This window comes from Cohnella herbarum (genome assembly GCF_012849095.1).
Classification (GTDB): Bacteria; Bacillota; Bacilli; order Paenibacillales; family Paenibacillaceae; genus Cohnella; species Cohnella herbarum.
Window position 1 is genome coordinate 449248 of sequence record NZ_CP051680.1, and the last position, 13485, is coordinate 462732.

13 protein-coding genes are annotated in these 13485 nt (G+C 50.7%); 11 read left to right on the forward strand and 2 right to left on the reverse strand.

All coding sequences use genetic code 11. The features are described from left to right. The first annotated feature begins 9 nt into the window (after nt 1-9). The 9 genes from HH215_RS01730 to fur all read left to right on the forward strand — a co-directional run bounded on the left by HH215_RS01730 (nt 10) and on the right by fur (nt 10488). On the forward strand, nt 10-843 hold the full coding sequence (locus HH215_RS01730; RefSeq protein ID WP_169278332.1) for a carbohydrate ABC transporter permease: 834 nt from the start codon (nt 10-12) through the stop codon (nt 841-843). 38 nt (nt 844-881) lie between these two features. After that, a complete protein-coding gene (locus HH215_RS01735) occupies nt 882-2675 on the forward strand; it encodes a sensor histidine kinase (RefSeq protein ID WP_169278333.1) in 1794 nt (597 codons plus the stop codon). After that, entirely contained in the window at nt 2668-4263 is a 1596-nt protein-coding gene (locus HH215_RS01740) for a response regulator (RefSeq protein ID WP_169278334.1), read from the forward strand. Before HH215_RS01735 ends, HH215_RS01740 begins: the two co-directional genes overlap by 8 nt. Before the next feature lie 123 nt (nt 4264-4386). Continuing rightward, on the forward strand, nt 4387-5172 hold the full coding sequence (locus tag HH215_RS01745; protein ID WP_217362269.1) for an SDR family NAD(P)-dependent oxidoreductase: 786 nt from the start codon (nt 4387-4389) through the stop codon (nt 5170-5172). A gap of 19 nt (nt 5173-5191) precedes the next feature. Next, on the forward strand, nt 5192-5980 hold the full coding sequence (locus tag HH215_RS01750; protein ID WP_169278336.1) for an enoyl-CoA hydratase/isomerase family protein: 789 nt from the start codon (nt 5192-5194) through the stop codon (nt 5978-5980). 21 nt (nt 5981-6001) lie between these two features. Beyond that, on the forward strand, nt 6002-6976 hold the full coding sequence (locus HH215_RS01755; protein ID WP_169278337.1) for an aldose 1-epimerase: 975 nt from the start codon (nt 6002-6004) through the stop codon (nt 6974-6976). 27 nt (nt 6977-7003) lie between these two features. Beyond that, nucleotides 7004-8191, forward strand: coding sequence for a CaiB/BaiF CoA transferase family protein (locus tag HH215_RS01760; RefSeq protein ID WP_169278338.1), 1188 nt, complete (start codon nt 7004-7006; stop codon nt 8189-8191). A 1-nt stretch (nt 8192) separates the two neighbouring features. Then, nucleotides 8193-9353: an extracellular solute-binding protein gene (locus tag HH215_RS01765; protein ID WP_169278339.1), complete on the forward strand. Its 1161-nt coding sequence runs from the start codon at nt 8193-8195 to the stop codon at nt 9351-9353. Between the two features lie 652 nt (nt 9354-10005). Next, nucleotides 10006-10488, forward strand: a complete 483-nt coding sequence (fur, locus tag HH215_RS01770; protein ID WP_174887596.1) for a ferric iron uptake transcriptional regulator — start codon at nt 10006-10008, stop codon at nt 10486-10488. Nucleotides 10489-10578: 90 nt separating this feature from the next. Here the strand turns inward: fur and HH215_RS01775 are convergent, their stop codons facing one another. Continuing rightward, nucleotides 10579-11376 carry a phytanoyl-CoA dioxygenase family protein gene (locus tag HH215_RS01775; protein ID WP_169278340.1) on the reverse strand — a complete coding sequence of 266 codons (798 nt, stop codon included), beginning with the start codon at nt 11374-11376 and terminating at the stop codon, nt 10579-10581. 185 nt (nt 11377-11561) lie between these two features. Here HH215_RS01775 and HH215_RS01780 point away from each other — a divergent pair, with 185 nt between their 5' ends. Beyond that, the gene (locus tag HH215_RS01780; protein WP_169278341.1) at nt 11562-12497 is read left to right on the forward strand and encodes an AraC family transcriptional regulator; all 936 of its coding nucleotides are present in this window, start codon (nt 11562-11564) and stop codon (nt 12495-12497) included. A 56-nt stretch (nt 12498-12553) separates the two neighbouring features. On the opposite strand, the gene HH215_RS01785 is transcribed toward HH215_RS01780, so the two are convergent. Further along, complete coding sequence (locus HH215_RS01785) at nt 12554-12754, reverse strand: hypothetical protein (RefSeq protein WP_169278342.1); 201 nt, start codon at nt 12752-12754, stop codon at nt 12554-12556. Between the two features lie 130 nt (nt 12755-12884). Between HH215_RS01785 and HH215_RS01790 the strand changes: the two genes are divergently transcribed. After that, nucleotides 12885-13436 (forward strand): WGxxGxxG family protein, encoded by a 552-nt coding sequence (locus HH215_RS01790; protein WP_169278343.1) that lies wholly within the window; start codon nt 12885-12887, stop codon nt 13434-13436. Nucleotides 13437-13485: the final 49 nt, after the last annotated feature.

The following is a 13485-nucleotide window of genomic DNA, read 5'->3' on the forward strand; positions in this document are numbered from 1 at the left end:
GATATCGATATGATGATTAAGCGTATGGGCTCTCGGATTATGTTCGCCGTCGGAATCGCGGCGCTGCTGTTCTTCTCTTTGTTTCCGTTCATGCAGATGCTTTCGACTTCCTTGAAGTCGTCCGACCAGTTGTTCACGATCCCGCCCGTCTGGATTCCGAAGGACATTACGCTGTCCAACTTCGCCGCGGCTTTGCGGCATCAACAGTTCGCCGATTACTTCTTGAACAGCTTGTTCGTTTCCGTCGTTACCTGCGTATTGGTCATCATCGTGTCGGTGCTGGCGGCTTACAGCTTTACCCGGTTGGAATTCCCGGGAAGGAAATTTTTCCTGAACGTCATCTTGGTTAGCCAGATGTTCTGCATTAGCGCCATCGTTATTCCTTTGTACAAAATCGTAAGCTCGCTCGGGTTATTGAATTCCTATCCCGGACTCATTCTGGCTTACATGGCGTTCACCGTACCCGTGGCTGTTTGGCTGCTCCGCAGCTTTATGTTGAATATACCGATCGATATGGAAGAGTCGGCCATGATGGAAGGCGCCTCGAAGCTGCAGGCATTCATTAAAGTAATCGTGCCTATCTTAAGGCCGGGGATCGGAGCGACCGCCGCATACGTCTTCTTGATTACGTGGCAAGAGTTTTTGTTCTCGCTCGTGTTCATGACGGATCCGTCCAAGAGAACGCTGCCGATCGGCATAATGGATTTCAAAGGACAGTACGAGACGAATTGGGGAACGATGATGGCGGCTTCGATTCTGATCTCGATTCCGGTGTTCATTTTGTTCCTCGTCATTCAGCGGCAACTGATTTCGGGATTGACGGAAGGGGCTACAAAAGGTTAAATACTCAGTATGCACGCAAACAAAGGAGCTCTTACGCCATGAACATGCACAGTTTGCGTTTCAAGCTGATCGTTTATTTCCTGATCCTGATTTGTTTGCCGCTCGGGGTCGTTTCGTTCTTCACCTACAAGAGCTCGACGGCGATCATCGAAGATAAAGTCAGCGATTCAGTCTCTACCAATCTACGGACGTTGGAAGAGAGCATCGAATCGGTCCTTAAGGAGTCGCGGTATACCGTGACTCCGTTTCTCATTAATTTCGCTTACCGGCAGTTTCTGCAACGCGACATCGATTTGTCCGACTACGGCGATCTTACGATCATCAATGAAATTATGAACGAGATGAACTCGATGCAAATATCGGGTCATAACATCTATTCGATCAGCTTGTACAATAGCCGCAACCGAATGCTGCTTACGTCGGAGAAGACGATGTATTTCTATCCGAACAACGAAGTCTTGCATATCGAGGGTTTGGTAAAAAGGGAAGCGGATTCTCCGCATTGGTTTCTGGAAAACGAAGCGGGTTTCACGTATATGACGCGGAAAGCGAACTTTATTACGTATCCGATCCAATTGGATCCGACGGACGACGGCAGCGTGTTATTCCTTCACGTTAGCGAGAGCACGATATCGGATTATATCAAAAAAATCAACGCCAACGAAAACGGAATCAAGACGTTGGTGCTAACGGACGACGGACGCAGCTTAAGCCAGACGGAAGGAAGTGGGGATACGCCGTTTCCTCCCGTTATTTTCGGAGAGAAACCCGCTTTTCTTCGGAACATGAAGCTGATCGACGAGAATAAGGAAGGCAGCTTCTCCGAGGAAGTAGGAGGCAAAGAACTGCTCGTCGTGTTCAACACCTCGTTGAGTACCGGGTTTAAATATATGGCATTCGTGCCGAGGGAAGATTGGAACAGGGAGATCGTCAACCTGCGCAACGACATCGCGGCCGTTGCCGCCATCGCCGTCGCCGCGGCGCTCGTGCTGTCGTTCCTGTTCATGAGAAACATCTATAGTCCAATGTTCCGGTTATTGAACGCGATGAAGCAATTCGTCGGCAAGAAGGATTTTAATTATCAGATCGAAGAGAAGAGGAAAGACGAATTCGGTATTCTGTACTCGGGATTTAACACGATGACGGAGAACCTACAGCAACTCGTCCGAAATTTGTACGAAGAGAAGCTGATGAAGCAACAATTCGAGCTGAAGCTGATGCAATCGAAGATTAACCCCCATTTTCTGTACAATACGCTTAACTCGATCTATTCCATTGCCAAAATTCACGGGGTAAACGAAGTAACGGAAATGACTTACGCCTTATCCCACTTCTTCCGCCATAGCTTGAAGGGGGACGATTGGATTTCCGTGAGGGAAATGCTCGAACATATCGAGTATTACTTGCGGATTCAGAAAATCAGGTATCGCGATAAATTCGACGTGACGATCGACGTGGAAGACGAACTGATGGAAATGCCGGTGTTGAAGCTGCTGCTTCAGCCGCTCGTGGAGAACGCCATCATTCATGGGATAGAGATGAAGAAGGGGAACGGTTCGATATCGGTGACCGGCTACCGGTTAGGCGCCGACGTCGTATTTACGGTAAGCGACGATGGTCTCGGCATGTCATCGGAACGTTTAGAGGAAGTTCGGGAATACCTGCGTTCGGGCGTTCAGTCCTCGAATCAGATATTCGCACTGAGCAACGTTAACAACAGAATCAAGCATTATTACGGTGAAAATTACGGATTGCAAATCTATAGCCAACCGGATCAAGGCACGACTTTGGAAGTGACTTTACCTAAGCCGGCGGGAGGTACCCATGTATAGCTTACTGATCGTGGAAGACGAAGGCTGGATGCGCGAAGTGCTCGTTAAAGCCGACTATTGGAAACTGTGCGGCATTACCCGAATTCATGAAGCTGGCAACGGGGAAGATGCTTACGACATTTTGCAATCTGAGAAAGTGGATTTCTTGCTGTGCGATATTCGCATGCCGATCTTGGACGGGTTACAGCTCTTGGCCCGTATACAGACGTCGCATCCGGAGACGACCAAGGTGATGCTGACCGGATTCGACGATTTCGATTACGTGCGAACGGCAATGCGTCTGGATGCGAACGATTATTTGCTGAAGCCGGTTAATGATGACGAAATGCTTCAATTATTTCTGCGGCTTGCCCGCCGGAAGAACGAAAGGCAAGCGGAACGCCATAGAAGGGTTGCCGAGGAGTCCAAGTGGAACCAAGACCGACATCGGCTGAGGGAGCAATTCCTTGCGAACTGGTTCTCCGGGAGGAAAGCGGATGAGATTTCCGTGAGGCAACAACGCGAGGAGCTTGGGATCGAATGGAAAGCGGAGCGTTTCGTCGTGATTCTGCTAGAGGTCGATAGGCTGTATGCTCTGCTTGAACGGTATAGCCATAGGGATATGGAGCTCCTCTATTACGGGATCCGCAATATCGTCGAAGAATATTTCAAGGAAAGCGGACTTCAGTATTACTTGTTCGGGGTTGAAGAGCGAGTCGCGATCTGGTGTGAAGCCGGCTCGGATACGGCCGAGGCGGAGAGCTTGGTCGAACGAATCCGGGAGAGCGTGAAACGGTTTATCAAGGTTACCGTATCGGTAGGGGTCAGCGGGAAGCACGATTCGGAGCGCGAAGTATTCCATGCTTATATGGAAGCTCTGAATTCGCTCAAGATGAAAATGTATTTCGGCAACGACCGGGCGACGTTCTACGAAAGATTGACGCTCGAAGACAATCGCAAGCTGTTTAACCGGGAATTGCAGCAGCGTCTGTTCAATTGCGTCGCCTCGGGCAATGAGGAAGAAACGACGTCGTTGCTTGCGGGTTTATTCGAGGAAATCGGCCGCAATAAAGTTTCGGCTCAGGACCTGGACGACATCTGGCAGGACATGAACAAGATTTTAGGGGAGACGCGCGATCAATCGGCGGATTCCGGATCGGATCGAAACCCGGAGTCGGGATTGGGCAAAGTCTATGCTTTCGATACGTTGGACGAGATTAGGGAATACGTAACGGCGGAGTTCAAAGATGTGGTCTCGAATGCCGCGTTAAACAGAACTCATCGCAAGAGCAAGCTCATAGTCGACGTTCTTCGTTATTTAGAAGATCATTTTCAGGATGAAGTCTCTTTGCAGAAGCTCGCCGACAGATTTTTCGTTAACGCTTCGTACCTTAGCCGATTGTTTAAGGAAGAGGTAGGAGAAATTTTCACCAAATACTTGATGCAGCTCCGAGTGGCCCGCGCCCGTCATTTGCTCCAGACGACTCATATGAAGGTATACGAGGTGAGCGAGGCGGTCGGTTATGCCGACGTGAAATATTTTAACAAGATTTTCAAGGATTTGACCGGCATAACGCCTGCCGATCACCGAAGTCTGTCAAATACCTAAAAAGAATAGAAGAAAAGTAAAACCCGTCACGTTACGTCGCCGACGGGAACCCGATATCATTACAAGTATCGAAGCTTCCATCTAATGAGGCTCGAAGCGATACCTGGAAGAGGGGGTTCCCGATTGGCGACTAACGTGAATTTTCATTTTAAAGGGCAGGTTGCGGTCGTGACGGGCGGCTCGATGGGCATCGGCGGCGCGGCGGTTCGCGCTTTCGCGGAAGCGGGCGCAACGACGGTCATCGCGGATTTGGACGAGAAGCGCGGCCGTTCATTGGAAGACGAGCTCCGCAAAGAAGGAAAAGACGTCCATTTCTTCCCGGTTGACGTCGGAAGCGACGAGCAAATGAAACGGCTCATGGAGCAAGCTCATGCCCTTCGAGGCAGGCTCGATTTTCTGTATAACAACGCCGGAGTGGCCATTGCCGGGGAAGCGGTCGAGACGAGCGATGAGGATTGGCACAAAGTGCTGAATATTAATCTGGGCGGCGTATTCCGCGGCTGCAAATATGCGATCCCTTACATGCGGAAGCAAGGCAAAGGCTCTATCGTGAATTGCTCGTCGACCCAGGCGCTTAACGGTTTCATGGGCTGGGCGGCCTATAGCGCGTCCAAAGGAGGCATTCTTGCTTTCACGAGGCAGGCTGCCGTGCAGTACGCAGGCCAAGGCGTTCGGATTAACGCCGTCGCGCCGGGTACGATCATGACGCCGATGAACGAGAAAATATTCGAGGAAGTCGACGATCCGGAAGCGTTGATCCGTCTATGGAACGACGCGCATCCGATAGGAAGATTCGGACAACCCGAGGAAATCGCCGATTTGGTGTTGTATTTGTGCAGCGATGCCGCATCGTTCATTACGGGGCAGACGTTCGTGGCCGATGGCGGACAGTCGGTTAGAGGCGAATGACAGCAAGGGGGATATGGAAATGAACGATCAAACTTACGAATATATCAAAGTCGAACAAACCGGATGGGTCATCACTTTGACGTTGCTTCGCGAAGCTAAGCTGAATGCGATGAACGGCGTGATGATGGCCGAGCTAACGGATGTCTTTCGTCGTATTCAAGAAAGACCGGACGTACGCGCGGTTATCTTGACCGGAACGGGCAAAGCCTTCATGGCGGGCGCCGATATCGAAGAATATAGCGGGTTCGACTTAGGGGCTTTTTTCTCGTTCCAGAACAAGGGACGCGACATGTACCGGGCGATCGAGGAATGCGCGAAGCCGGTTATCGCGGCGGTTAACGGCTATGCGCTCGGCGGCGGATTCGAGATCGTGCTCGCGTGCGACCTAATCGTGGCCTCGGAGAAAGCGAAATTCGGGTTGCCGGAAGTCAAGCTAGGTCTCGTTCCGGGGGGCGGCGGCGTGCAGAAAGCCCTTCGCGCCATCGGACCTTACGCGGCCAAAGAAATGCTCATGACGGGCAGATTCTTAACCGCGCAGGAGGGGACGGGGCTAGGTTTCGTCAATCAAGTGACGGCACCGGAAAAGCTGCTCGAGACGGCAGCCGCATTGGCTAAGGAAATCGCGGAGAAAGCACCGCTAGCCGTCCAAGGCTTGAAGAAACTCGTAAACGAAGGGCGAGACGCGAGCTTGGAAACGGCTCAAGCATACGATAGAGCCTATCTGGCGAACTTATTTTACAGCGCCGACGCGCAAGAGGGAATCGCGGCCTTCGTCGAGAAGCGCAGTCCCGTATTCATAGGAAAATAAGCTTGCATTCGGGGTGTCAAAATGGGTTATGAGGCTTACGAAGATGTCCGGGAAGGGCATGCCGTCATCGTTCTAGCGGATCGGGAGCAGGATTCGATTGCGATTATCGTTCCCTCTATCGGATTCAATTTGATCCGTTGCCGTCTGGGAGGGCACGAAACGATCGAAGGTCCTCCGGATTTGGCGACGCTCGGAGCCCGCTCTTCGGAATTCGGAGTACCGCTGCTATGGCCACCTGGTCGCATAGCGGGCGGAGCGTTTTCTTTCCGGGGCAAGTCCTATGTTTATCCGGTTCATGATGGAGAATATCACCTTCACGGAGAAATTCGCATGCGGCAGTGGCAGATCGTTTCTCTTGAAGCGGACGACGAGAACGGAGCATCGGCTACTGCGGAATATCGATTCGAGGCCACCGAGGCTCAAGGCGCTTATTATCCGCATGCGGTGTTGCTCAGAATGCATTGGAGATTAACCGGCAATCGAATATCCGGGGAGTTGGAAGCATTCAACGGCGGAAACGAAGAAGCGCCTTTCGGTTTTGGACTGCATCCTTACTTTAAGTTTCGGGGGAAGCCGGAAGAGATCGAGATCACGGCCCCGACCCGCCTGCAGTATATCGCCGACGCTGACGGACTCAACCGTCAGACACCTGTCCCTACGGAATTATGCGGGAAATTGAGCGATGGCATGACGTTGGATCTTCTGCCCTCGGACGTAGATCACTTTGTGTTCCGGATGGCGGAAGGTTCCGCAAGCAGACAAATGAGCATGAAGGATGGCGATGTACGTATCGGCTTCGAATGCGACAGCGGTTTTCCTTATCTGGTCGTGTTCAAGCCGAAATGGGCGGACGCCTTGTCGTTGGAACCATGGAACTGCATCTCGGATGCCTATAATTCGCCCTTGTCTTCGGAATGGACGGGTGCCGATGCGGAGGGGCTGAGGGCGGGAGAACGACGTACATTGGGATGGGCTTGGCAAGCGGATAAGGCGTAATCGGACAAGAGAAAGGGTGATAGATTCGTGGAAAAGGCATTGAAAGGCATTAAGGTTCTGGATTTCACCCATTTGCTGCAAGGGCCGTTCGCGACGCAAATGCTTGGAGATCTAGGGGCAGACGTCGTTAAGGTCGAACGCAAGGGCAGCGGCGACAGCTATCGGCAATGGTCCTTTCTTAAATATTGGGTCGGGGGGACGGAATCCCCTTGTTTTATGGCGTTCAACCGCAACAAGCGGTCGCTTGCGCTCGACCTCAAATCTAGCGAAGCGAAAGAAATTATTTATAAGCTGGCGGCGGAATGCGACTTCGTCATCGAAAATTTTCGTCCGGGCGTCATGGATAAGCTTGGTTTCGGCTTCGAGGATCTGAAGAAAATCAATCCCAAGATTATCTACTGTTCCAGTACGGGCTACGGACAAGACGGTCCTTATGTCGATCGCCCGGGACAAGATCTTATGATTCAATCCCTGAGCGGCTTGGCGACATTAACCGGTCGCGCGGATGCTGCGCCGACTCCTCTCGGAACCGGAATCGCGGATCAATTAGGCGCTTATAACATCGTATACGGGCTCTTATCCGCCCTCTATTATCGGGAGCGTACGGGCAAAGGCCAGAAAATCGAGATCAACCTGTTCCAATGTCTCATCACCCACCAGCTTCAGGAATTCGCGGTAACCCTTAACTCGGGTAAGCTGTTCGAACGCCCGATGTCGGGTATCGCGCATCCGGGTCAGTCGGCTCCGTTCGGAATCTATCAAACTTCCGACGGACATATGTGCATCTCCGTTAATCCGATTCCGGTGTTGGCGGAAGTGTTGGAAGACGAAGGGTTGAACGATTATAACGATCCCGATACGCTTTACGACAAACGGGACGAAGTGTTCTTCCGCATTCAGGCAAGCGTGGTCAAGCAGACGACGGCGTATTGGGTGGAGAAAATGCTCGAAAGGGACATGTGGGTATCGGAAGTGAAAAACCATCTCGAGGTCGAACAAGATCCGCAAGCCGTTCATCTGGAGGCGTTCGCCACCTATCGGCATCCGACCGCGGGCGACGTGAAGACGGTCAATATTCCGGTCAAGTTTAGCGAGACGCCGGGCGAGATCGTGCGCCATCCGCCTATGGTCGGGGAACACAACGAGGAAATTCTGAAGGAATTGGGTTACGACGGCGGGAGCATTGCCGAGATGCAAGGAAAAGGGGTTATCTAAGTTGATCACCCTCAAGGGAATGACATGGAATCACGAGCGGGGTTATGCTCCGTTGCTGCTCGCGTCGGAGAAGTTCAGGGAACTGCGACGACCGGACGTGATGCTGACTTGGGATCGGCGATCGCTTAAGGATTTCGGTGATTATCCGGTAGATGAACTGGCTATGGAATACGACATTATTCTCATCGATCATCCTCATGTCGGAATTAGCTGCTCTCAGGGAGTTCTGGTTGCGTTGGAGGAATGGATTCCGGAATCGTATATGGCGGATCAGCAAGCGAATAGCGTGGGACCTAGCCATTCCAGTTACAATTGGAACGGCCGCCAATGGGCTCTTGCGGTCGACGCTGCCGCTCAAGTGGCGTCCTATCGGCCGGATCTGTTCATGGACCGGATATTGCCGACCGATTGGAAGGATGTTGTCGAGCTAGCTGCCACGTTGCCCAGCGGTCGTAAGATCGGTTGGCCGCTCTGTCCGACGGATGCGATGTGCAGCTTCCTATCGTTGTGCGCCAATATCGGAGGAAAATCGTTCTTCGACGAACGCGAAGGCATTCCTCACGCAACCGGCGAAGCGGCATTGAAGATCATGCTCGATCTGCTTCCGTTGTTACACGAGTCTTCTCTAGAGTCGAATCCGATCCAGATGTACGATCTGATGGCGGCAACCGATGAGATCGTATACGTTCCGCTTGCTTTCGGATATACGAATTATGCGAGAGCGGCTGTCGCCGACGGTCGCAGGTTGCGGTTTGCCGATATTCCTTCAACGACGGGGAGCCCGGAAAACGCTTTGCTCGGAGGCGTGGGGATGGCTGTGTCTGCCAGATCCAAGCACATTTCGGCCGCAGCGGAGTTTGCGATGTTCGCGGCAAGCCCGAATGTTCAGCGTACCTTATATTTCGATGCCGGGGGACAGCCGGGACATTCGGCGGCATGGACGGATGAGCGGACGAACGCTGATAGCGGCGACTTCTTCGCCGCGACGCGTCGGACGATGGAGCAAAGTTACATGAGACCGCGCAATCGGGCTTTTCCGGAATTTCAGGAACAAGCCGGGATTATCGTGAATGAAATGCTTCGCAAGTCTTTAACCGGTCGCGCGCTGCCGACCAAGGCTACGATCGAGGAAATGAACCGATTATACGCGAGTTTGCTTTAGCCGGCTCCATTCGGCGACATGAGGGAGGTTATCCTTGTGTCGTCTTTTCTTGCAATATCGGTCTGAATAGAAAAAAATAAATGGGAATAGCACACACGTCTTAAAACTTAAGTGTAAAATGTACAATTAGATTCTTCTAAAGCCCTCTTTTCCAACTTCTAAATGTAAAATTTACACTTAGATTGATTGATTTCGTCTGTGTTACAAACATTCGCTTGAACTAATTGTATGTTTTACACTTAGTCATTTGAGCAAGATAAAATCCCCAAACTAGGTGTACAATTTACACTTAGGTGCACAAGTTTGCTAGGTTACGTCTCTTAGAAGCTGAAATCGGAGAACTTGTTGAAAATCGAGGAACAGTGAACCGAAAGCCGCTGGTAGCGGTCTAATTGGTTGGGAAAAGTGGAAATGTGCATAAAGACTGTTGAAGCCCAACTAATCCGAAACTCTCCCGAAAGCGTATGAGCCTGTACTTATTCGATGTCCGACCTTAATCTCGTAAAGACGACCGCGCTTAAGCGGATTTCCGTCGAATATTCGGGAATAGGTTGCCGTTCTCTTTTCATCCTAGCTTTGATTTTTTATGCCGATTCCGCTATGATTAAGAAGAAATGAATGTATTTTGGAAGAGCGGAGGTGTTCGGGTAGGATGGATATCGTGGAACAAATCGACAAGATCAATCGGCAATTGACGGTGAAGGGCTATAAGTTGACTCCCCAACGGGAAATTACGCTGAAGGTGCTGCTGGAGAATGAAAAAGATCATTTGAGCGCCGAAGATGTATTTATGTTAGTGAGATCAAAATTTCCGGATATCGGTCTTGCCACGGTGTATCGTACCTTAGAACTTCTCGCGGAATTGCATATCGTGGAGAAAATGAATTTCGGTGACGGCGTAGCCCGGTTCGATCTTCGTATCGAAGGTCATGAGCATATGCATCACCACTTGATCTGCAAAGTATGCGGAGCGCTGGAAGAGATCGAAGACGATTGGCTTCAGGATTTGGAGCAAAAACTCATGCGCGAGCATGGCTTCCAAGTCACGGACCACCGTCTGGATTTCAGAGGGGTATACCACACCTGCAAGAACAACAGCAAGCCTTGCAAGAGAACCGGCAAAGCCGTATCCTAACCGCGAGCGGGTTAGTTATATAGAAGTAAGTCAAGAAGCCGTCCCTTTCAAGGAACGGCTTCTTGCTGTTTTGCCGATAAGTCGTCATAATTACGAGTCGCGAGTAGCCAGAAGAGGGAACAAAGGCCCTTTAATCGCCGAGTTTTTCTCCAAATTCAAGCTGTGCGTAATCGCGTGGTCAGCACCGCTGAACGTGATGCCGTCCGGCATATAGATGATGGCGAGCGCCCTGCGGGGACGATCGGTCATATTCGCGTGAGCATAATGGAACGTTAATCCATTGTGAAACGTGCAGCTTCCGGCCTTAAGCGGTACGACGACGGGTTTGCGGTCATCGAGCTGGCCTCCTTCGACGTAATCGAAAATATTTTGCGGCTCGAGGAAGTCGATTCCGGTAAGTTTGCCGAGCTTATGGGATTTAGGAATGAATGCCATGCAGCCATTTTGTTCATTCACATCGTCAAGGGCGATCCAGATCGATAACATCCCCTTGTCGGCTTCATTGATCGGCCAGTAAGGCGTATCTTGGTGCCAAGGCGTCGGTTTGGAGTCGTTAGGCATCTTCCAGAGACCATGGTCATGGAAAAAACGAATTTCATTCGCCCCTGTCAAGGCGAGAGCGGATTGCGCGAATCGATCATGAAAGGAGAATTTCCCCATTCCGCCATGATCTCTCCACGTATTGACTTTCTGATTTAACACCCGATAATAAAGTCCGTCTTTTTTGTCGGTTTTCACTGAACGATCGCTGTCGGCATGCATCGCTTCTTCAAGGTATTCCCGCAATTGATCGAGTTCATCCGGCGTAAGCATGTTATCGACTTGTACGAATCCGTTCTCGCGATAGAAATCAACGTGTTTCTCCGTAATTGGCGTGTTGGCGTTCATGATCTAATTCCTCCTCCGTAATGGGTACGCTCTTATCGTACAAGACGATGAGGAAAGATGGGATGGAGAGACTTCGCAACTTTTTGTAATAAAGTCGAATCTTTGATTGCCCGATGATTAAAGGAATTGCCGCGTGATATAATGGGAAAAAATACGGAAGTCGAACAACTATGGGGTGATCGAAAATGGTAAATGCTTATCGGGTCGATTATAGAACGTTATCCCCCTACGTCCGTTTCGTTCATGAAGTCGTGATTCCTCCAGGTGCCCATAATCCGGAAAGGTACATTTACGATCACGAATTCATCTATGTCGTGAAGGGAAGCGGGTCGCTCAGAATAGAGGATAAGACGTACGTCATGAACCCCGGCGATCTACTCTACATTCGTCCGCAAAGAGCGAACGAGATGTTCGTTTCGGACGATGAACCTATGCATTGCTTTGCGGTACATTTCGACTATGTATTCCTGGGGGAATCGGCGGATTTCTCACCTTATGGAGTATATCTTGACCGAAAGTCGGATGAAGCATCGCCTGACGCGAATTGGCTGCTGGCCCGGCCTGATGCCGAACTGATCGATATGGTTATTCCGGAACGGATGACTCCCGTCCGCGTGCATCAGTTTTTCGAAGCATTCAGGGAGTTAAACGCGCGCTTTCAAGATACGAGGGCCAATGCCCAGATCGGGCTGAAGTCCTCCATGCTGAATCTGATCGGGTTGATCGACCAAGAGTTAACGACGGAAGAAGGCATCTGGATCGGTCATTCTCACGCGGACGTAATGCTGGATGCCATCCATTATATGAAACAAAACTATACCGGAAAAATTACCCTCCCGACGCTCGCCGCCAGAGCGATGCTGTCGCCTAAATATTTCGGAACGTTGTTCAAGCAAGCGACAGGTCAAAGCGTTGCCCAATATGTGTTGCATCTTAGACTCGAGGAAGCGAAGAGGCTCCTCCGGGAAAATACGTTAACGGTGGAACAGATTGCCGAACGCGTGGGAATCGGAGATTTGTTTTACTTCAGCAAGCTGTTCAAGAAATCGGAGGGACTTTCTCCCAAGCGTTATGCGGACTCCTTGAAATGGCTCGGCTTCAATGGAAAACAAAGGACATAATCAAAAATACCCCGAGCATGGCGATTATCGTCACGTCCAGGGTATTTCTTTCTTTATTATCCGTTGCGCAGCCGTTTCTTTAATGCGGCATAACGACGAATTCCGTTAACCCCCACGAGGAGTCCGACTGCAATTAGAAATATGCCGATCCATACTCTGTCGATGAACAAATCCGTAACTCCGAAAACAACGCATATTAGACCGAGAACGGACAGAATAAGCGGATTGGGTTGTTTGGCTTGCGATTGCCGACTCATGTGCCACCTCCTGTCTGATGTCTTACATTATCCTCAAAGTATAGCTGAAATGGATGATTTGCGCAGAATAATTTATTTTGCCGAGGAGACCTTAAGGAGCGTAAATCATTATATCGAGGAGGTTATTCGCTTGAAAAAGTTTCTGGTCGGCTTTATGATGTTCGGGTGTCTTGCCATGGTTCTTATGATTCCTGCTTTCGCCGAAACGACGGTCAGCAAGTCGAAGACGGACGGAGTAACGCCGCTTAGCACTCCTGGCATTAACAAGACGTATTCTCCGGGCACGGGGAATGGAATGACCAATCGAATGATGCCTAACGGAACGCCGTCAAACGGCTACTATTACAACAACTTAAACGGTACGCGTACGGGTACCGGGAACGGTATGGGATCTTACGGAACGTATGGCACGGGGAACTATGGAACGTACGGGACCGGCAATTATGGAATGTATGGCACCGATGGCAATTACGGGGCTTACGATTCGACGAGAATGAACACGTACAGACCATACGGCAACACCTACAGGCCTTACAATACGAACCTGACCACTCGCACGAACCATACGGTCAGAGCGATGGAAACGACGGCTAAAAGAAGCTTCAACTGGGGTTGGTTAGGCTTGCTAGGTTTATTCGGACTTGCGGGCATGCGCAGCCGGAGCAGCGACGAAGCGCGGTAATCAGCTTTAACGTAGATAAGGGCCGTTCCTCAAGCTGATTTAACGGCTT